General features: G+C 70.7%; 15 protein-coding genes. 9 read left to right on the top strand and 6 right to left on the bottom strand.

What is annotated here, in order from left to right; all coding sequences use genetic code 11:
* Both SMIR_RS15560 and SMIR_RS15555 read right to left on the bottom strand, forming a co-directional pair.
* Nucleotides 1–678 (bottom strand): class F sortase, encoded by a 678-nt coding sequence (locus tag SMIR_RS15560; RefSeq protein WP_168494383.1) that lies wholly within the window; start codon nt 676–678, stop codon nt 1–3.
* 139 nt (nt 679–817) lie between these two features.
* Complete coding sequence (locus SMIR_RS15555; protein ID WP_212727132.1) at nt 818–1,486, bottom strand: hypothetical protein; 669 nt, start codon at nt 1,484–1,486, stop codon at nt 818–820.
* A gap of 378 nt (nt 1,487–1,864) precedes the next feature.
* Here SMIR_RS15555 and SMIR_RS15550 point away from each other — a divergent pair, with 378 nt between their 5' ends.
* Complete coding sequence (locus tag SMIR_RS15550) at nt 1,865–3,679, top strand: APC family permease (RefSeq protein WP_168494387.1); 1,815 nt, start codon at nt 1,865–1,867, stop codon at nt 3,677–3,679.
* Nucleotides 3,680–3,794: 115 nt separating this feature from the next.
* On the opposite strand, the gene SMIR_RS15545 is transcribed toward SMIR_RS15550, so the two are convergent.
* Nucleotides 3,795–4,334 (bottom strand): universal stress protein, encoded by a 540-nt coding sequence (locus SMIR_RS15545; RefSeq protein WP_168494389.1) that lies wholly within the window; start codon nt 4,332–4,334, stop codon nt 3,795–3,797.
* Between the two features lie 245 nt (nt 4,335–4,579).
* On the opposite strand from SMIR_RS15545, the gene SMIR_RS15540 reads away from it, so the two are divergent.
* Nucleotides 4,580–5,671 (top strand): magnesium and cobalt transport protein CorA, encoded by a 1,092-nt coding sequence (locus tag SMIR_RS15540; RefSeq protein WP_211119055.1) that lies wholly within the window; start codon nt 4,580–4,582, stop codon nt 5,669–5,671.
* Between the two features lie 48 nt (nt 5,672–5,719).
* On the opposite strand, the gene SMIR_RS15535 is transcribed toward SMIR_RS15540, so the two are convergent.
* The gene (locus SMIR_RS15535; RefSeq protein WP_212727131.1) at nt 5,720–6,334 is read right to left on the bottom strand and encodes an arsenate reductase/protein-tyrosine-phosphatase family protein; all 615 of its coding nucleotides are present in this window, start codon (nt 6,332–6,334) and stop codon (nt 5,720–5,722) included.
* A complete protein-coding gene (locus SMIR_RS15530) occupies nt 6,331–7,785 on the bottom strand; it encodes a tyrosine-protein kinase domain-containing protein (protein ID WP_168494395.1) in 1,455 nt (484 codons plus the stop codon). The genes SMIR_RS15535 and SMIR_RS15530 overlap by 4 nt, the downstream gene beginning before the upstream one ends.
* 351 nt (nt 7,786–8,136) lie before the next feature.
* Here SMIR_RS15530 and SMIR_RS15525 point away from each other — a divergent pair, with 351 nt between their 5' ends.
* From SMIR_RS15525 to SMIR_RS15495, 7 genes are all read left to right on the top strand, one after another.
* A complete protein-coding gene (locus SMIR_RS15525) occupies nt 8,137–8,631 on the top strand; it encodes an LAVTG motif-containing sortase-dependent surface protein (RefSeq protein ID WP_212727130.1) in 495 nt (164 codons plus the stop codon).
* Nucleotides 8,628–10,508 (top strand): DUF4012 domain-containing protein, encoded by a 1,881-nt coding sequence (locus SMIR_RS15520; protein WP_168494399.1) that lies wholly within the window; start codon nt 8,628–8,630, stop codon nt 10,506–10,508. Before SMIR_RS15525 ends, SMIR_RS15520 begins: the two co-directional genes overlap by 4 nt.
* The gene (locus tag SMIR_RS15515) at nt 10,501–11,334 is read left to right on the top strand and encodes a glutaminyl-peptide cyclotransferase (protein ID WP_168494401.1); all 834 of its coding nucleotides are present in this window, start codon (nt 10,501–10,503) and stop codon (nt 11,332–11,334) included. Before SMIR_RS15520 ends, SMIR_RS15515 begins: the two co-directional genes overlap by 8 nt.
* A gap of 275 nt (nt 11,335–11,609) precedes the next feature.
* Complete coding sequence (locus SMIR_RS15510; RefSeq protein WP_168494403.1) at nt 11,610–13,082, top strand: sugar transferase; 1,473 nt, start codon at nt 11,610–11,612, stop codon at nt 13,080–13,082.
* Between the two features lie 401 nt (nt 13,083–13,483).
* On the top strand, nt 13,484–14,635 hold the full coding sequence (locus SMIR_RS15505) for a hypothetical protein (RefSeq protein WP_168494405.1): 1,152 nt from the start codon (nt 13,484–13,486) through the stop codon (nt 14,633–14,635).
* Between the two features lie 26 nt (nt 14,636–14,661).
* Nucleotides 14,662–16,143, top strand: a complete 1,482-nt coding sequence (locus SMIR_RS15500) for an O-antigen ligase family protein (protein ID WP_168494407.1) — start codon at nt 14,662–14,664, stop codon at nt 16,141–16,143.
* Complete coding sequence (locus tag SMIR_RS15495) at nt 16,140–17,501, top strand: lipopolysaccharide biosynthesis protein (protein WP_212727129.1); 1,362 nt, start codon at nt 16,140–16,142, stop codon at nt 17,499–17,501. Before SMIR_RS15500 ends, SMIR_RS15495 begins: the two co-directional genes overlap by 4 nt.
* 140 nt (nt 17,502–17,641) lie before the next feature.
* On the opposite strand, the gene SMIR_RS15490 is transcribed toward SMIR_RS15495, so the two are convergent.
* Nucleotides 17,642–19,924: a bi-domain-containing oxidoreductase gene (locus tag SMIR_RS15490; RefSeq protein WP_168494411.1), complete on the bottom strand. Its 2,283-nt coding sequence runs from the start codon at nt 19,922–19,924 to the stop codon at nt 17,642–17,644.

The following is a 19,924-nucleotide window of genomic DNA, read 5'->3' as shown; positions in this document are numbered from 1 at the left end:
TCAGACGAGGTGGGCGAAGACCACCAGGTTCTCGGTGTAGTCCTTCGCCGAATGGTCGTAGTCGCCGGCGCAGGTGATCAGCCGGACCTCGGCGTCGCGGGTGTCGGCGTACACGCGCTTGTCGGGGAAGTCGTCCTTCGCGAACGTGTCGGCGCTGTCGACCACGAAGGTGGCGTCACGCCCGTCGGCCCTCTTCACGGTGAACTGGTCCCCCTCCTCCAACTCCCTGAGGTTGGCGAAGACGGCCGCGGAGATGGTCGTGTCGACGTGACCGGCGATGATCGCGGCCCCCGGCTCACCGGGGGACACGCCCTTGGCGTACCAGCCGACCAGGTTCGTGTCGTCGGCGGTCGGAGGCTGGAGCTTGCCCGCGGCGTCGACGGCCAGTTCGGTGAACGGGGCGTCCACGTCGATCTTCGGGATGAGCAGCCGCGTCGGCTCGGACCGCGGCAGATGCTTGCCCGCCGGCCGGGCCGCGGACGACGGTGCGAGGCCCGCCGCGGCATGGGGCTTGGCCGAGGGGTCGAATGGGCCGGAGGGCTTGCCATGGCCGCCGAACAGGCTCAGCGCCAGGACCAGGATTCCGACGCACCACACGAACAACGGCACGCCGGACCGCGGGCCCTGGAGCGGCGTCACGGACTGTGGCTCGACAGGGGAGGACAACCGGGATGCCATCGGGCACCACCTCACTGAAACACGTACGGAACAACTCACTGGACTAAGGCGGCGGAGCCGGCGCGGCACGGGGACAACCAGCCGGGCCGCCACGCTGTGCGCAGGAGGCGGCCCGGGCTGCTATGCCGTCAGGCATGGATCAGGACAGGCCGTCCGCCGCACGCTTGCGGCGCACCACGTAGACGCCCGCACCGGCGAGGGCCAGGACCGCCAGCCCACCGGCCGTCGTACCCGTCGTGGCGAGCGCACCGCCACCCGTGTGCATGCCGCCGCGGGGCTTGTCGCGCTCCGAGTCCGAGTCGTCCTTGCCACGGCCGGAACCCGAGTCGTCGTTGCCCTTGTCGCCCTTGTCGCCCTTGTCGCCCTTGTCCTTGTAGGTCTCCGGGTCGAACTTCTCGTCGTCCTTGTTCCAGTCGTCGCTGCGTACGGCGCTGAGGGCGCCGCCGCCGGTGTGCATGCCGCCGCGGGGCCCGCGGTGCTCGGAGCCGGAGTCGTCGCCCTTGCCGTGGTCGGAGCCGCCCTTCTTGCCGTGTTCGGAGTCCGACGAGTCACCCTTGCCACGGTCGGAGCCCGAGTCGCTCTTGCCGCGGTCGGAGCCGGAGTCGTCCCTGCTCGAGTCGTCGCCGCGCACGGCGGTCAGCGCTCCGCCACCCGCGTGCACCCCCCCGTTCGGCCTGTCGTGCTCCTTGCTGTAGGAAGAGTCATCGTGGCCCCCGTCACCCGCCGTGGCGGCGAGGGCGCCTGGTGCGCCGATCGCGAGGGCGGCTGTGGCCGTCGCGGTGGCGAGGAGCATGCGGGCAGATCGCATCTTCGGAGTCCTTCCGTCGCAGCCAGGCAGCTGACACTGCGTCAGCTCGTGAGAACCCGACCCCGACGTGATCCACCGTCAATCCGCCGGGCTCCGCGCACCACTCGAGCCGCTCACCTGGCGCACCCCCGAGGCCGTGTCCACCCGGCCCGTTCGGCCAACCGATGACTCGTCAGACTCCACTGACCTGCTGTTTCACCAGGGACGAGCGGTCGTGCCCCCGCCCGCACCGCGCCTCGGGTACTACCCGATCGGCGGCAACACGACTGCGCGCCCCGCACCTTCGGTCCGCCGCGGCCCTGGCGCGTCCTTACCCCTCCACACCGCACCACGCCGGTCACACTGACCTCAGACACCCCCACCCCCGCGAGGTCCCCCATGGCGTACGGCCTGGCCCGCCGCGAACTGCGGCCGAGAGTTCCGCTGCGGCACGGGGAGGGCGACAAGTACCGCCTGACCAGCGTCGAGGGGCTCGCCGCGCTCTCCCTGGACGCGCTGAGCTCGGTGGCGTACGGGCCCGAGGCGATCGTGCTCGTACTGATCGCCGCCGGAACGGGCGCGCTGTCCGCCACGCTGCCGGTGACGCTCGTCATCGCCGGACTGCTGGCGGTGCTCGTCGTGTCGTACGGACAGGTGATCGCCGTGCATCCGGACGGCGGCGGCGCGTACGCGGTGGGGAAGAAGGATCTCGGACCGACCGTCAGCCTGCTCGCGGCGGCCAGCCTGGTCGTGGACTACGTGCTGACCGTGACGGTCAGTCTGGCGGCGGGCGCGGCCAGCCTCGCCTCCGCGTTCCCGGTGCTCGGCTCGCACCTGCTCGCGATCTGCCTGATCGGGCTCGCCCTGCTCACGGCCGTGAACCTGCGCGGTGTGGCCGAGAGCGCGCGGGTGCTGATGCTGCCCACCGCGCTGTTCATCGTGAGCATCCTCGGCATCGTCGTGCTCGGCCTGGTGCGAGGCCATCCCGTGGCGGTCGTCGGCACCGACCAGCCGGTCCACGTCACCGAGGCGTTGAGCGTCCTGCTGCTCCTCAAGGCGTTCTCCTCCGGCTGCTCCGCGCTCACCGGAGTCGAGGCCATCGCCAACGGCGTGCCCTCGTTCCGCGAGCCGTGCGTCAAACGCGCCCAGCGCACGGAGTTGATGCTCGGCGCCCTGCTCGGACTGATGCTCATCGGCATGGCCCTGCTGATCCGCCGTGACCATGTCGCCCCGCGCGGCGGCGTGACCGTACTCGCGCAGCTGACGGCGGGCGCGTACGGGACGGGATGGCCGTACTACGCCACCAACCTCATCGTCACCCTGGCCCTCGCCTTCGCCGCGAACACCAGCTTCGGCGGTCTGCCCGTCCTGATGAGCCTGCTCGCCAAGGACCACCGGCTGCCGCACTTCTTCGGGCTGCGCACGGAACGGCCGGTGTACCGCTGGGGCGTGGTGACCCTCGCCCTGCTCGCGGCCGTTCTCCTGATCGCCGTGAACGCCGACACCCACCGGATGATCCCGCTCTTCGCGATCGGCGTGTTCATCGGCTTCACCATCAGTCAGACCGGTCTCGTACGGCACTGGGCCGGGCAGCGTCCGCACGGCTGGCTGCGGCGCGCGGTCCTCAACGGGGTCGGCGCGGTACTGACCGCCGTGGCGGGCGTCGTCCTGCTCACCACCAAGTTCCTGGAAGGGGCCTGGGTGGTGGTCGTCGCCATCCCGCTGCTGATGCTGCTGTTCGACCGCATCCAGCGCTACTACACGACCGTCGGCCGGGAACTCGGACTCGGCGAGGTCCCGCCGCCCGTGCACGTCGGCGACTCCCTCGTCATCGTGCCGGTCGGCGAGGTCAGCAGACTCACCCAGCACGCGCTGTCTGCCGCCCGCGCCCTCGGCCACGAGGTGGTCGCGGTCGCCGTGTACGCCGACCCGGTCAAGGTCCGTGCCCTCAGGGAGAGTTGGGACCGCTGGAACCCGGGTGTGCGCCTGGACGTCGTCGACAGTCCGCAGCGCTCGCTCGTGGAACCGATCGTCGACTACGTCCGCAGGGCGGAGGTGGGAGGACGGCAGATCGCCGTCCTCATCCCCGAGGTGGAGCCCCTCCACCGCCGCTATCAGATCCTCCAGAACCAGCGCGGTCTGCTCCTCGCCGCCGCGCTGCGGGCCCGTACGGACGTGGTCGTCTGCGTGGTGCCGTACCGGCTCAGCCTCTGAACCGGCCGCCGGGCCGAAGCCTGATCCCGAAGAGGGGGACCGTGCTTCTCGCTGACGGAGGCCTGACGCGCTGCCCCGGACCCGAACGCGCCCCTGATGTGGGAGCCTCGGTCGCTCAGGACCTGTCCTCGGTCAGCTCCCGCGCGTCGAGCGGCAGCCACAGCCGGATACGGCGGTGCACCGAGGCGAGCTCGCGGGACAGGGGCGAGGGCGGCAGGGTCAGCACCGGGCAGACGGCGTGCGCGAGGCAGTACCGAGCGACGGACGGGAACAGCGACCGGTGCAGCCTTCCTCGGCACCCCGGGCCCACCACCAGCAGGTCGTCGGCCCGGTCGGCGGTCTCGACCAGCGCCCGCCCCGGTGTGCCCCGTACGACAAGACCCCGGTACGGGATCCCGGGCCCCGCGTCGCCGAAGGCGGTGTCGAGCGCGGCGAGCAGCCGCCGGCCCGCGTCCCGCCGGAGCATGGCCATCGGCAGCGGACTGAGCGCACTGCGGTGGGCGAAGTCACCACCGGGCGGCTCCCAGGCGATCACGACCAGCAGCTCCGCCCCGCCGCGCCGGGCCTCGGCGGCGGCCCGGCGCAGGGCCGCCAGGCTCCCCGGCGAACCGCTCACTCCGGCGACCACGCGCGGTCCCCGCTCTTCCTCGCTCATCGCTCGCGCACTCCTCGACGTCGGTCCACACACGTACCCGTCCGCCATCGAAGGGCCGCGGGACGGCGGCGGACCGACGCCTTGGCGCGGGTCTGACGGCGCGGGTGTGATTCCTGACGCCCCCCTGACACCGCGGGGCCGGGCGCGGGGCGCACGCTCGAACCGGGCTCTGACGTCGGTCTTACCCCTTGCTGGCACACTGGCCGTCCGTTCCGGGAAATCCGGGGAAGGAGCACCGCATGTCGATGGTCGGCAACCTGCGCAAAGTCGCCCGTCTGGCACGCGGCGGACGCCGGGTGGACCTGAGTCACCCCGCCCGCTCCCCGCTCGGCTCCGCCGTCGTCAACTGCGTGATCTACCGCGACGGCGTCCGCCAGGAGGCCGCGCCCAGCGTCGAGGAGTCCGTCGCCCGGGTCCGCAAACGCGGCGGCCAGGGCTTCGTCTGGCTGGGGCTGCACGAGCCGACCGAGACGGAGTTCGCCCGGGTCGCCGAACTGTTCGGCCTGCACCCGCTCGCCGTCGAGGACGCGGTCCACGCCCACCAGCGCCCCAAGGTCGAGCAGTACGGCGACGTCCTGTTCGCCGTCTTCAAGACGGTCTCCTACGTCGAACACGCCGAACTGACCGCCACCAGCGAGGTCGTGAACACCGGCGAGATCATGGTCTTCGCAGGCCGCGACTTCGTGGTGACCGTGCGGCACGGACGGCACGGCTCCCTCGGCCCCCTGCGAGAGGACCTGGAGGCCGAGCCGGAGCAGCTGGCCAAGGGCCCGGCCGCGGTGCTGCACGCCATCGCCGACCACGTCGTGGACGACTACCTGACCGTCACGGACGCCGTCCAGGACGACATCGACCAGGTGGAGACGTCCGTCTTCTCACCCCGTGGTGCCAAGGGCGCCGACGCCGGCCGCATGTACCAGCTCAAGCGCGAGCTCCTCGAACTCAAACGCGCGGTGGTCCCCCTCGGCCGCCCTCTCCACATCCTGGCGACCGAGCCGATGCGCCTCATCGCCCCCGAGATACAGGCGTACTTCCGTGATGTCGCCGACCACCTGTCCCGGGTCACCGAACAGATCACCGCCTTCGACGGCCTCCTCGACTCCATCCTCCAGGCCCACCTCGCCCAGGTCTCCGTCGCCCAGAACGAGGACATGCGCAAGATCACGGCCTGGGCCGCGATCGTCGCCGTACCGACGATGGTGTGCGGCGTCTACGGCATGAACTTCGACCACATGCCCGAACTCCACTGGCGCTTCGGCTACCCCCTGGCCCTCACGGTGATCGCCGCGGCGTGCTTCGTCATCCACCGGGGGTTCAAGCGCAACGGCTGGCTGTGACCGCGGACCGGAGAGGTTCGTGTGCTCTCAGGCCAGGGATGCGTCGGTTCAGACGCTCGCCCCGCCGGCCAGCAGCCGGGCGAGCGTGCTCACCGCCCCGTCGATCTCGCGGGCGCATCCGTACAGGACAGCGTGGGGCCTCCCCCACGGGTCCGAGATGTCGTCCTCGGCCGGCGGGACCGGGGCGGTGGCACCCCGACGGCCGGCCGTGGCCGCGACCACGGCGTCGAAACCGTCCACGACCCGCGGGACCTCTCCGTCAGGTACGCCGCCCTGCGCGGTCGCCGCGCTTTCCCCGCCCCGCACTTCATCGGCTCCCCCCACGGCGAGCCGCACGAACTCCTTCAGGGTGAAGCAGCGTCGCATCGCCGACGGCGCGAGCCGCACCGCCGCCTCCCGGTGCTCGCGTGCGAGCCCGAGGACCAGCGTCGCTCCCGCGACGAGTCGCGCGGTGAGCGGGCGGGCGATGAAGCCGGAGCCGTCACCGCCCAGTTCCTCCAGTACCGCCCTGGTGGAGGCCTCCATGCCGGACCAGGGCCGCGCCTGCGTTCCGGCGCTCTGCGGCCTCAGGGCCGAACCGGGCGGAAGCCTCGCGGCCAGCAGCCGCTCGGCGAGCACCGAGCGGTGCACGTTGCCCGTGCAGACGAACAGGACCCGGGTCATTTCCCGCCCGCGAGACGTGTCGCCGCGGCTGCCTCCCTCCGGGGGTCCGACACACGAGGAGCGGGCAGCTCGCCGTACGACCCGTAGGTGCCGTAGCGATCGCCCCGGGGCACCGGAGCCATGTTGAAAACGGTGCCGAGGACGCGGACATTCACGCGGTCCAGCGATTCCGCGGCGGTGCGGACCTGCTCCCGGCTGGTCTTCGCGGCTCGGACGACGAGCAGCGCGCCCTGGGTGAAGGAGGCGAGTCCGAGGGTGTCGGCGACCGGCAGCAGCGGCGCTGTGTCGACGATCACGACCTCGTAGGTGTCCGCCAGTTCGCGCAGTACCTCTTCCATGCGCGCCGAGGCGAGCAGCTCCGTGGGGTTCGGCGGTACGGCGCCGCTGGCGAGAACCGAGAGCCGGCCGCCGGCCTGCTGCATCACGTCCTCGATGCGGGCCTGTCCGATGAGCACGGTGGTCAGACCGGCGTCCTGGACGAGACCGAAGGTCGAAGCCACGCACGGTCGGCGCAGGTCCCCGTCCACGAGGCAGGTGGAGAGACCTGCCTCGGCGAGCGAGAGGGCGAGGTTCACCGCGGTGTTGGTCTTGCCCTCACCAGGCATCGAACTTGTCACCGCGATGATCCGGGGCGGCTCGTCGACCTGCGCGAACTGCAGGTTGGTGCGCAGCTTGCGGAAGGCCTCGGCACGGTGGGAGTGCCCGTCGGCGCTGACGAGCGGTTGTTTGGGGACGTTCCTGTCGTACGGGATGGTGCCGAGACCCGGCAGCGTGGTGAACTCGCCCAGCGCCTCACTGGTCTTGAGGGTGGTGTCGAGGGTCTCGCGCAGGGCGACGAGTCCGGCACCGAGCAGCAGGCCGCCGAGCACTCCTGCGGCCAGGTTCAGCAGCGGGCGGGGTGAGACCGGACCGGTGGGGGCGACGGCTTCCTGGGTGACGCCCAGGGAGACGGGCGAGGCACCGTCGCCCGTGCGGCGGTTCTTTCCTGACTGCTCCGAGCCGGGCGCGGGCTTGGGCGCCTCCAGTCGCTCGACGACCGCGCTGAACCGCTGCGCCACGGCGTTGGCGATGCGCGCCGCACGCTCGGGCTCGGTGTCCCGGACGGTGATGTCGATGAGCACGGTGTTGAGCGGGGCGACGGCGGTGATCCGCGACGCCAGTTCCTCCGGAGTGGTGCGCAGTCGCAGCTCCTTCACCACGGGCCGGGTCACCTGACGGGTGGTCACGATCGCGGCGTACGACTGAACGCGCGCCTGCGAGAAGCTCTGCCCCTGGTTCATCTCGGCGGTGTCGTCGCCGTTGCGGGTGGCGACGAAGAGCTGGGTCCTCGCCTCGTAGACGGGTGTGCTCAAGCTCGTCGCGGCGAGCGCCGCCCCGGTCGCGAGAACGAGACAGACCACGACGGTCGGCCAGCGTCTGGCAAGAGCCTTCAGGAATCCGTGGAGATCCAAGCTGCACCCCTCATGGGACCGAGGGAACCACCCGAAATGGAATGTTCTGTTCCCTATGTACGCAGCCGACGATAGGGACTCGCGCACGTCAACCGGGGGAGCCACCCCTGTGTCGGCACGCCGAACGTGGGCCATTGGGAAGCGAGTGCTCCACCATCCGGTGGCTTCTGGCGGGCGTCACGCCAGTCGGTACCTATATATCCCATTTATTCCATGTATCTAGATGTCGGTACCCAGATCCTGCTCACGGCCGACGCTGCGGCTTGGCCCGGACTGAAGTCGAGGAGAGTGAAGAAGATGACGACACCGCCCAGATGGCGGGTTGCTCTGGCATCGGCAGCATCTGCTGCCGTGCTCGTCGCGGCACCGCTGGTGGGGGCGCAGACCGCCCATGCGCAGTACCCGCCACCGCCCCCGAGCCTCACCCTCAGCCGCACCACGCTGCCCGCCGGAGGTGCACTGACCTTCCGCGGCACCGGCTTCGCCGCCAGGCAGCTGGTCACCGCGGCGCTGTTCTCGAAGGAAGTCGACCTGGGCAGGTACAGGGCGGACAGGAGAGGAGTCGTCAGAGGCACGGTGGCCATCCCCAGGCGCACCGTGCTGGGCCGCCACACGTTCAAACTGATCGCCCGCCACCCCAGCCTGACGCTTTCGGTCCGCATCAAGGTGCAGGGCAGGGTCGGTCGGCCAGGCAGCGAATCCGGCGTTTCGTGGAACCCCCATCACCGCCCGAACCTCGCGGAGACAGGCAGTGAAAAGGCCCTGGCGCTGGGAGGCACCGCGGCGGGGCTGGTCGCGGCGGGCGGGGGCACGATGCTGGCCGTGCGCCGTCGCCGCAGTTCATGACGGAGCAGGACATCGGCACGGCGGAACCACGGCGTCCCGGCTCCGGCCGAGACGCCTTCCGCATGCGCGGGCCCGGCCGCTCCCGCGAGGGGGCACCGGGCCGCCGTCGCGTGCTCAGGAACACCCTGCTGGCCGCCGCGGTGCTTCCACTGGCCGGCGCCGTCTGGATCGGTGTCACCGGGCTGCTCGCCCGTTCGGAGCTGATCGCGGCAGGGCGGGACCTCGACGCGCTGCGGCAGTCGGTGGCGCCCGTGCCCGGCGCCGCCTCCGGTGCCGTGCCCGCGTCCGCCCGGGAGCGGGAGGTGCGTTCCGCCGCCGCCCACGCCGCTCGGGCGCATCGCCTCACCACCGGCCCGGCCTGGTACCCCGCAGCCGCGCTGCCCTTCTTCGGCGGCCCGTTCAGGACCGTGCGCGGCGCCGCGTACGCGGCCGACCGGCTGGCCGGCGATGTGCTGTCCCCGCTGGTGCGAGCCCTGCCGGCGCCCACGCCGGACAGCCGCGGTGACGGGATGTCCGAGGCCCTCATGACCTTGCAGAAGCATGCGCCGGAAGTCGTCCGGGCCGCCCGCGCCGCGGTCGAGGTGCAGGCCGACGTGGACGGGCTGCCCCGGTCCACCTGGTTGCCGGCGGCCGACCGGGCCCGGGCCGGGCTCGCGCGGCAGGTCGACCGCCTCGGCCCGGTGATGACCGACGCCTCCCTGGCGGCCCGCGTCCTGCCGCCCATGCTCGGCGCCCGAGGGGAACGGCGCTATTTCCTCGCGTTCCAGAACATCTCCGAGGCGCGTGGCACCGGGGGCGTTCCGGGGGCTTTCGCCGTGCTGTCGGCCGACCGGGGTCATCTGTCCTTCGAGCGGTTCGGCAACAACACCGAGATGGCCACGACGAAGACGGGCCTCGACCTGGGAGCCGACTTCACGGCCCGCTACCAGGGCAGCGAGCCCACCCGCGTGTGGGCCAACTCCAACATGAGCCCGCACTTCCCCTATGCGGCCCGCATCTGGGCCGCGGCGTGGCGCGAACACACCGGCGAGCGCGTGGACGGCGTGTTCGCCGTCGACCCCGCCACGCTGAGCCGTTTGCTGCGCGTCACCGGTCCGGCCCGCATGGCGGGCGGCACGGAGCTGACCGCCGACAACGTGGTGGACCTCACCGAACGGGCCAGCTACGCGATGTACGACGACGTCGCCCGGCGCAAGGCGTTCTTCGTCGAGGCGGCCCGCGCCGCCGCCGGACCCCTGATCACCGCGACCGGCGACATGCGCCGGCTGCCCGCCCTGCTCGTCGCCCTGAACGACGCCCAGCGGGAGGGCCGGCTGAAGGTGTGGAGCGCGCATGCAGCGGAGCAACGTCTCATCGAGTCGCGCCCCTACGCGGGCACGCTCCCGGAGACTCCGGGCCCCTTCGCGGGGCTGGTGGTGAACAACGCGGCCGGCGGCAAGTTGGACTACTACCTCGACCGGAGCCTGACCTGGGAAGCGGGCGCCTGCTCCGGCGGCGACCGCACGGTCACTGCAACCATGACCCTGGCAAACCGGGCGCCGACCTCCGGCCTGCCCGACTACGTGACCTTGAGGGGGGACTCCCCTCCCTACCGCACCCGGCCGGGTGACAACAGGCTCCTGGTGTCGTACTACGCGGGCGTCGGCGCCACCCTGACCGGCGCCACCCTGGACGGCCGTCCGGCGCAGCTCGCGCCCGGCGTCGAACGTGGCCACTCCGTGTACACGCTGGACCTGGAGCTGCCCGCCCGCTCCCGCCGCACGCTGGTGCTGCACCTGCTGGAGCCGCACGCGGACGGCGCCCCGGTCCTTCTGCAGCAGTCCCTGGTGACGCCGCTGCAAGCCACTCTGCGACCGGGCGGTTCCTGCCGTGTCTGAGCGCCCGTGCCGCACCGGGGCGGCCGTGCTCGTGGGTGTCCTGCTGCTCGCGTCGTGCGCGGCGGGAGAGCGCGCCCCGGACGATCCGGCAGGCGGGGCCGCGGGTGGGCGGCGGGTCGCCGCGCACCGGGTCGAGCACCTGCGGGTCAAGGTGCTCAAGACCTTTCCGCACGACCCGGCGGCGTTCACCCAGGGACTCGAGATGGCCGGCGGCACGCTCTACGAAGGCACCGGCATCTCCGGCCGTTCCTCGGTACGGGCAGGACCTTTGGACAAGAAGCCCACGGTCCGCACGGCACTCCCCGCGCCCCTGTTCGGTGAGGGCATCACCGTGCTCGGCCGAACCCTGTGGCAGCTCACCTGGCGGAACCGGACCGCCATCGAGCGCGACGCCAGGACGCTCGCGGAGCTGCGTCGCGTCCCGTACCGGGACGAGGGCTGGGGCGTGTGCCTCGAGCGGGCCCGGCACCGGCTGGTGACCAGCGACGGCTCGTCACGGCTGACGTTCCGTGACCCCAGGACGCTCGCGAAGACGGGCGAGGTCGCCGTGACCGAAGGGGGTCGCCCGGTGAAGGAGCTGAACGAGCTGGAGTGCGTCGGTGCCGCCGTGTATGCGAACGTGCTCTTCACCGACCGGATCGTGCGCATCGATCCCGCCACCGGAGCGGTGACGGCGAGCATCGACGCCTCGGGCCTGCTGCGTGACGACGAACTCGTCCCGGGGGCCACGCTGAACGGTATCGCGGCGGTCCCCGGCACGGATCAGTTCCTGATCACGGGGAAGTTCTGGCCCAGAATGTTCCGTGTGGTGTTGGTCTCGGGCTGACGAACGGGCGGCCCCGCGTATGCCAAGGCGGCCGGGCTCGTAAAGGTCCGCGCGCCCCCGCGCGCCCCCGGCACCCTCCCGCGGAATCGCCCTGCCGGGGACTCTCGCCTCTCGGCCCGGGCGTCTGCATATGCACCAGGCATGGAGCTCTGCTCATCGGGTGAGAGTTGCCCGCAGCCCAGCGTCGCGCCCCGCTGTTCGGCGGGCGGCCATTCACACTCGAATAGTCCTTTTTTGATGCGCTTGGAGGGCGAATGTGGCTGTTCGGGGAGACGATGCCCCACGTACCAGTGGCAAGACCTGCGCAGGCGCAGGTCATCCGGGAGCGGCCGCCGACCGGCCGCCGCACCGGCAAGCCCGTCTGGTACGCGCCGGCCGCCGTCATCGGCGACGTGACCGGCGCCGCCGTGCCGGTGTATCTGGCCTTCGCGCTGACCGGCGGCACGCATGCCGCGGCCTACGCGATCGTGGCGGCCGCAGCATGGCTTCTCGTACGCGGCGCACGGGACCGCTACGGCGAGCGCTGTCTCGGTGAGCGCGACAACATCGGCCCCGCGCTGCAGGACTGGCTGGTACTGGTCGGACTGCTCGCGGTGGTGCGGGCGGCGACAGGCGAGGAGTCCCCGTTCCTCCTCGCGCTGGCCGCCCTGGTGCCCTGCGCCCCGATGAGCGCCGCCGTACAGAATCTGATCCACCGTCATCTGCTCGCGCGACGCCGCGACGGCCGGACCGTCCGCAGGGCCCTGGTGATCGGGGAGGCGAACGCTGTCGACGGTCTGGTGAGCCACCTCGCGAAGCGGACGGACCACGAGTTCGTCGTCGTCGGGGTGTGCCCGATCGGCGACGAGGACCCGCATGCGCTGGCCCCGGTCGCCACCCGTATCGGCCGGCAGACACCGCCACGCCCGTCGGCCGACTCCGCCCCGGTGCTGACGGCGGCCCGGCGGCTCTACGCGGACGTGGTCCTCGTCGTGCCGGGACCGTACATGAACGGAACACGCCTGCGGCGGCTGTCGTGGGCCCTGCACGGCGAGGAATGCCCGCTCGTTGTCGTACCGGGTCTGACGGAGGTTGCCGGGCGCCGGGTGGGCGTCCTCTCCGTGGCCGGGATCACCATGCTGACCGTGGCCCCGCCCCTGAGGCGGGGGCTTGCGACGCTGCTCAAGTCGGTCACGGACCGGCTGGGCGCGGCGCTGCTGATCGTGCTGCTCGCCCCGGTGTTCGTGGCGGTGGCCCTCGCCGTCCGGATGGACTCCCCGGGCCCGGTCGTGCACCGGCAGACGCGCATCGGACGCGGCGGAAAACCGTTCACCATGGCCAAGTTCCGCACCATGGTCGCCGACGCGGAGCGGCTGAGGCATCAGCTGACCGGGACCAACGAGCAGGACGGCCGCATGTTCAAGATCCGCCGCGATCCGCGGATCACTCGCGTCGGCCGGGTGCTGCGCCGCTGCTCTTTGGACGAACTGCCGCAGCTGTTCAACGTGGTGCGGGGACACATGTCCCTGGTCGGTCCGCGACCGCCGCTGCCCGACGAGGTCGCCGGTTACGACGAGGTGGAGCGGCGCCGGCTGGCCGTCAAGCCGGGGCTCACCGGCCTGTGGCAGGTCAGCGGCCGCTCCGACCTCTCCTGGGACGAGACGGTCGCCCTGGACCTCAGGTACGTGGACAACTGGTCGCCGGCGGGGGACCTCGGGGTGCTGGTGCGGACGGTGCGCGCGGTCGTCGGGGGCACCGGGGCCTACTAGCGGTGTTTCGCCAGGGAGGGAGCGAGAGGTAGTGGCTGAGTGGTCGGCCGGTCCGCGGAGCCGGCGGCAGTCCGGCGGCAGTCCGGCTGGAGTACTGGGTGGGGTCGGAGCTCCTCGCACGGGAAGGGGCTCCGGCTGCCACGTCGCTTTCACGTCGATCTCTCGTATCGGTGCGTGGGACATCACCCGGCGAAACAGGTTTCTCATCCGTGCGGCGCATTCGGGCTCCGGAATTCACCCGGGAAGGTGCGTCGTCCAACACCTTTACGGAGATTCTGAGACTAGCCTGACTTTCCGTAACTTCGGCAGGGAAAACCGAACCAGCCGGACGGATCTTCGGAGTGCCAGTGGCCGCTTGGCAAAGCAGCAGTCTGACAGCGACTGAATTCACCGCCGATCTGATGACACCCGAAGAACTCGAAAGACGTGCCGATTACATTTTCCATCTGCTCGACGGCTGCGACTGGGCGGGCCCGGACCCCTACGACGGTCTGACAAGTCCCCTGGCATCCCTTGCCATCCATCCCTTTCTGCGCCAGGTTCTCCTGCAGACGGTGAAGAGAAGCCCGGTCGATATCCGCCCCTGGCTGGCGATCCGCCCACTGCGCACGGCAACGGCCTGCGGCCTGGGGGCGACCGCTTGCAGCCGTTTCGCCGCTTCGCCCCTCTGGCACAGTCGGGCTCGGCAGCTCGGGCGGTGGACCGCCACCAGACAACTGCGCGGCCGCTATGCGGGACTCTGGAACTACGAGTTCGACGTGCAGACGCGCTGGGGGCACTACCCGGCTTCGATGCCGAACATCGTCGCCACCACGTTCTGCGCGGACGGATGCCTCGACACCGGAATGCTGGACGGCGCCGCCGCCGAAAGTCTCGCCACAGCGCTGCTGGACCAGCTGTACACCGGTCGTCATTTCGCCTATACGCCGGCGTCCGCCACGCTGATCCACAACGCGAACCTCATGGGCGCGGCACTGGCGGCACGACTCGCCAGTCTGGACGGGATGCGCCGGCCGCTCGCCTCGCGCCTGACCGATGCGGCACGCTCGGCGGTGTCCGCCACTGCGGAGGGGCAGCGCCCCGACGGCTCGTGGCCGTACGGTACGTCCGCGAACCTCGGGTGGGTGGACGGCTTCCACACCGGCTATGTGCTGCTGCGGTTCGACGCGGCGTCTCGAGGACTCGGGCTCGAGACGAACAAGGTGATCGACTCGGGAACTCGGTACTACCTCGATCACTTGTTTGACGGCTCGGTGCCCCGCTACTACGCGGACGTGAAGACTGCGCGGGGCCGGCACGTACGCCGTGACCCGAACAACGACGCGACGGCCGTCCGCATGGCGGCCTGGGCGGAGGAACGCGGTTACGTCCGCCCCGGCTTCGCAGACCAGGTCCTGGAAACCGTCAGCCCGGCGCTTCTCGAAGAAGGCGGGGCGCAGGCGCTGTACGCCAACGCCCTGCCGGGCCCCCCGGTTCGGAGGTCGCCGCGGTGGAGCCTGGCACCGTTCCTCGACGCGCTGACCGCCTTCTACGTGACTCGGCGCGCACAGTGAGCGCGCCGGTGAGGACGACCCGATCCATGAGGATCACTCCGTCGGCCGCTTGGACCGTCCTCTACACGGCCGTCGGCATCCTCACGCTGAGCGCCGTCCTGATCTCACCGAGTGTGCCGACGGTGGTGCTGTTCACCGCCTCGATGCTGACGGCGTTCGCCCTCCTGTGCGGTCGGAGCCCGCTGGCTGCCGGTGTGGCCTGGCTGGTCCTTTCGCCGGCCCTCTACCCCTTCGTCCGCTATCCCCAGTCGGGCTCGCTTCTGACGTTCGACCGCATGTACCTGAGTGCGCTGGTTCTCGCGCTCGTCATGAAGCGGAGCACCAGGAGGCCCAGCGCCCCGAGCGTGCGCGCCTTCGTCATCGCCGCAGTGGTGTTCGCGGCCCTGTTCCTGATCCGCGCCGCGACCACGCGCCCCAATGTCGTGGGCGCGCTCGAGACCTTCGTCGACGCGGTCCTGCTCCCCTGCGCCGCCTTCTGCATCTGCCGTCACACAGCGGACACGCCCCGGAAGCTGCGGGTGTGGGCAGCGGGGCTCATGGTGAGCGGGACCCTTGTGGCCCTGCTCGGCATCACGGAACGCCTCTTCGGGTACGAGCTCGCTTCGCTGAGCGGTGGTGCCGTACGAGCCGACTCGGAGGCCGGCGGCGTGATCAGGGTCTCCGGTCCCTACTCGGTCCCGGAGGTCTACGCACTCACCCTGGCACTCACCCTGGCCGCGACGCTGTTCTGGTGGATGAGCGGACGGACTCACGGCGCACGCCTCAGAGCGCTCCCCTCGTTCGTGGGCCCGGTGCTCGCCACCGTGCAGCTCGTAGGCATGGTTGTCTCGCTTTTCCGCGTGGCCTGGGCCTGTGTCCCGGTCATCCTCGTCATCGGCCTCGGCCTGCGGTTCGGGCACAGGCTGAGATTCGCCGTCGTGGGATTCGCCGTCGCCCTGGCAACGCTGACGCTGTACGTGCCGCTCCAGGACAACGCGGTGTTCCGCACGCGCATGGGCAACACGGCCAATGTGGCGGGGCGGCTCGCCACCTACCAGATGGGAGTGGATATCTGGCGATCCGCCCCCCTGACGGGCGTGGGCATCAACCAGTTCGCCGACACGCAGAGCCGCGTCGGCGTCCGGGAGGTGTGGGGGGTGCGGGCGGTGAAGTCTCCGCACAGCTCGTTCGTCGCGACCCTGGCGGAGCAGGGAGCAGTGGGGTTCACGGCTCTGGTCGCCGTGTGCGGATTCTGTGCCAGGATGCTCCGTCGGCTCAGCCGATCGGCGTCTGCGGATCAGACGTACCAAGCGCTGCGAGCAGCAGTGATCGCCGGGGCCGTGTCCTACCTGGCGTTCTCCGTCGAGCTGACCATGCTGCCCCTGGGGCCGAGCAACGTCGTCCTCGCCGTGCTCCTGGGACTCGCGGCAGCGGCGATCCAGCAGTCCCAACCGCCGGCCGCCGAGAGGCAGGCTGAAGTCGGCACGGGCCGGGCCGCCAAACCGCGGCTGGTGGAGTCGGCGTCATGACCTCCGTCGGTCTTGGTGGCGTCGTCCGGGGGTGCGTGAAGGTCAGGATGGCCTTCGCCTCCACCACGGTCCGTCAGGCCGTCGGCTTCGCCGCCTCGAGCGCGGTGCTCGGCGGACTCGGCATGGCCACATCGGCTCTGCTCGCCAGATCCCTGGACGTCGACGGTTACACGAGCTACACCTTCGGCAAACAACTGCTGCTGTTCAGTGCGATGTTCTTCGAGTTCGGGCTGTTCCTGCCCGCGGCACGGATGCTGGCGTGTTCGGAGTCGGCAGAACGGCATCGCATCACCGGCGCGGTCGTGACGTTCTTCCTGCCCGTGTCCGTCCTGTTCGGTCTTACGATCTTCGCGCTGTCGTGGATCGTGGACTCCGGCTTCAATGTTCACGCGGGGCCGGCTCTGAGACTGGTGGCCCTCGTATCCGTGGGTTTTCCCCTTGACTTCGTGTGTCTGCAGACAGCGCAGGGGCTCGGCCGACTCCACAGCTACTCGATCGCCTCAGTGCTTTCGCGGACGGGCTTTCTCGCCCTGCTCACGGCCATGCCGGCGTTCGGAGTACACCTGACGTCGTCCGCGGTGCTTCTGGCGGACGCCCTGTTCCTTCTCGCGGGATGGTCCGCGCTCCTGGCGTACCTCCGGCCCGTTTTCTGCGGGCTCCGCGAATCCATGGCGCGGATGATCCGGGGTGCTCGTGACTATGGCTTCTCGGCCTACATCGGTCGGGTACTGAGCATGGGCACGTACCACATGGACACACTGATGCTCGGTGCCGGCAGCGATCCACGCTCGTTCGCCTGCTACATGTGTGCCGCATCGCTCGCGTTCCCCATCGGGCTTGCGGGTGCGGGTCTGGCGACGGCGCTCTTCGGGCGGCTCGCCCGCCAGCCTCGTATGGACCTGTACTGGGTCGCGGCGGTGACGGTGGCGAGTGCCCTACCAGCAGTCGCGTTGAGCATGCTTGCCGCGCCGTTGGTCCGGTTGGTCTATTCCGACGAGTTCCTGATGGGGGCGGGGCTGGTGCCGGTCCTCGCGGCGGCGCAGGTCATGGGCGCCGTGACCCGCCTGTTCAATACCTTCCTGGCGGCGCACGGTCTCGGATCCGACCTGCGGACCGCGGCGATCACCCTGACGGTGTCCAACCTCATCCTCAATCTTCTGCTGATTCCTGGCTTCGGGGCCGCGGGAGCGGCGTGGGCGAGCTTTCTGGCGCTTGCCGTCAACCTGGTTGTTCACATCATTCGGTACCGGCGAGCCGTGAGCGCGGGGGAGACCACCCCCCAGGTCGGAGAGGCGGCCTCGGGGACCGCCTCCGAAACTCTCCGTCCGGCGACGGGGCAGGGCGCGGCCGCGCGGTAGCCCGGAGCGTTTCTACGACCCTTCCGGCACCGCCGCCGTTGGCTTCCCACCACGCCACCACGCCACCACGCAGAACAGGCCGAAAGGGGCGGGCCCGCGCTCCGTTCTCCCGGAACGGACTCGGACCCGCCCTGGGGAACTCACGTGCCGGAGAACCCTGTTGTACCCACGGCTTCCTCGTGCGTGACCTGGGCTCGCTCCCGGTCCGCACCCCGGGGCTTCCCGCCTTCACCGGCGCCGGGTGTGCAGCCGAGGGCCTCCGCGAGCGCCGGGGTGGTCGGGGTGGTCCCTGCCCGACCGCTTCCCGTGAGGGCAGCGGACGCCCTGCATGCCACGAGCGAACTCCACAGCGCCAGCCGGAAGTCTGCCTCGGCGACCTTTTCGCCCTGCAGCAGCCGCCTCAGGGCCCGCATCTCCTCGGCGTGTCCCTTCGGAGCCCCCCGATAGACCGACTCCGACTTCTTCCCGCCCTTCCACACCGCCAAGGACTCGAAGTCCTCGATCCTGGCGGCGACACCGTCGCAGGCCACCTCGATGAACTCCTTGGGGGCCCCGGGCGGTGTGAGACCGCCGTACACGATGGAAGCGGTCGACGAGTCGGCGTAGGCGATCTGCAGAGTGACACTCTGGGCCGACACGGGGTCCCTGCTGTCCACGCCCGTGACGGTCACACTCACCGGCCTGCCCGGGACGAGGAAGTTCGCGGTGTCGATGAAATGGCAGACTTCACCGAGCAGTCGGCCACCCTGCCGGTGGTCGAAGTACCAGTGATCGGAAGGCAGTCGGCCGGCGAAGACCCGGTAGACAACCTGGAGCGGCACCCCCTCGGGCAGTGCGGCACGCAAGTCCCTGACTGCTGGGGCGAACCGCCGGTTGAAGCCGGCGAGTGCCGGGGCGCCGGACCGGGACCAGGCGGCCGCCACCTCCTCCAGCTCCTGTTCCGAGAGGCCCAAGGGCTTCTCGCAGTACAACGCGACACCACGGCGCAGCACTTCTGCCGCATAGCGTCCATGGCTGTCATGGCGGGACAGCACCATGACGCAGTCGGCATCGCCTGACGCCAGTCCGTGCTCGGCGCTCTCCGCGACACTGCGGAATCCCCATCGCCTGCTCTGCTGGACGGCCGTGAGACCTCGTGCGCTCGCCACCCACGAGAAGCTGACACCTCGTTCACGGCGCAAATGCGGAAACAGCATCTTGGTGGCGAAGTTCCCCGCCCCGATCGCGGCGATCCTCGCGTCCACAGCAGGCGGTGACCAAGTGGCGGGCTTGCCCTGACGCCGCGGTGGCTCGGTCACCTCGGCGGTACCGGGATAGCGCAACAGCAGAGCGACACGCCGTCGCGGCCGTTCTGTGTTGAGGACGCGGTACGCCTCGGCGGCGTCCTCGACGGCGAAGACCCGGGGGTCGAGGCTCTCCAGGCCGAGTCCGGGCACAAGCCTGAGGACCTCGGCCAGGTTGCGGCGTTCGGTCCATGGCACGTAGCCCTCGGGGTACTCCTGGCCCGACTCCTCGAAGCGCGGGTCGTACCGTCCCGGTCCGTACGAGCGGGAGTAACGGACCGAAAGTTCCTTGTGGTAGTAGGACGCACGAGGCGGGGCCACCTTGACGTCTCCCACGATGACCACGGTGGCCCGGTCTCGCGCCAGGCTCCCGGCCAGCTCCACCGGATCCGTGCTCGAGGTCGCCGCCGTCACCAGAACGGCGTCCGCGCGTGCGCCACCCCAATGACGCGCGACGGTTCCCGGGAGGTCTTCCGTCTCCCTGCGGTAGGCGACGAATCCGCTGCTCCGGGCCGCATCGACGGCTGCGGAGTCCTGGTCCACGCCGACCGGGTCGTACCCGTAGGCCCGCAGGAGCCGCAGGGTGAGCTGTCCCACAAGTCCGAGGCCGATCACCGCGACACGGGATCCCGGAACCGCCTCGGCCTGGTGGATTCCCTGGAGTGCGATGGCCCCCACGGTGGCGAACGCGGCCCAGCGGTCCTCCACACCATCCGGCACGGGCACGACGAGATTACGGGGCACGGCCACGATCTCCGCGTGGGATGCGTAGCCGGCTCCCCCCGCTGCCACACGCATACCGGGGGTGATGTCGCCGACTCCCTCGCCGACCGCGATCACCTCACCCGCGCAGGAGTACCCGAGCGTCATGGGCCGGTCGAGCCGGTCCTGGACCATCCGGTAGGTCTCCACGACGCCGAGCTGCCGAGCCGTGTTGAGGACCTGTCGGACCTGGTCGGGGCGCTGACGTGCCTTTCCCACGAGGCTACTGGCGCCCGTCTCGAGCGTCGCCCGCTCGGTACCGGCGCTGATCAGCGAGTAGGTGTTCCGGATCAGCACCGTGCCCCACTGCACCACCGGGGGCGGAATCTCCGCCACACTGATCGAACCGTCCCGAGCCGACAGCAGTACTGCCTTCAC

Source organism: Streptomyces mirabilis, from assembly GCF_018310535.1.
Lineage (GTDB): Bacteria > Actinomycetota > Actinomycetes > Streptomycetales > Streptomycetaceae > Streptomyces.
Note: the sequence above shows the minus strand (reverse complement) of the source record. Positions and strands in the feature narration are given on the sequence as shown.

Coding starts and splice junctions, on each gene's coding strand:
- SMIR_RS15560 (WP_168494383.1), bottom strand. CDS start 678: ATGGCATCCCGGTTGTCCTCCCCTGTCGAGCCACAGTCCGTGACGCCG.
- SMIR_RS15555 (WP_212727132.1), bottom strand. CDS start 1,486: ATGCGATCTGCCCGCATGCTCCTCGCCACCGCGACGGCCACAGCCGCC.
- SMIR_RS15550 (WP_168494387.1), top strand. CDS start 1,865: ATGGCGTACGGCCTGGCCCGCCGCGAACTGCGGCCGAGAGTTCCGCTG.
- SMIR_RS15545 (WP_168494389.1), bottom strand. CDS start 4,334: ATGAGCGAGGAAGAGCGGGGACCGCGCGTGGTCGCCGGAGTGAGCGGT.
- SMIR_RS15540 (WP_211119055.1), top strand. CDS start 4,580: ATGGTCGGCAACCTGCGCAAAGTCGCCCGTCTGGCACGCGGCGGACGC.
- SMIR_RS15535 (WP_212727131.1), bottom strand. CDS start 6,334: ATGACCCGGGTCCTGTTCGTCTGCACGGGCAACGTGCACCGCTCGGTG.
- SMIR_RS15520 (WP_168494399.1), top strand. CDS start 8,628: ATGACGGAGCAGGACATCGGCACGGCGGAACCACGGCGTCCCGGCTCC.
- SMIR_RS15510 (WP_168494403.1), top strand. CDS start 11,610: ATGCCCCACGTACCAGTGGCAAGACCTGCGCAGGCGCAGGTCATCCGG.
- SMIR_RS15505 (WP_168494405.1), top strand. CDS start 13,484: ATGACACCCGAAGAACTCGAAAGACGTGCCGATTACATTTTCCATCTG.
- SMIR_RS15500 (WP_168494407.1), top strand. CDS start 14,662: ATGAGGATCACTCCGTCGGCCGCTTGGACCGTCCTCTACACGGCCGTC.
- SMIR_RS15495 (WP_212727129.1), top strand. CDS start 16,140: ATGACCTCCGTCGGTCTTGGTGGCGTCGTCCGGGGGTGCGTGAAGGTC.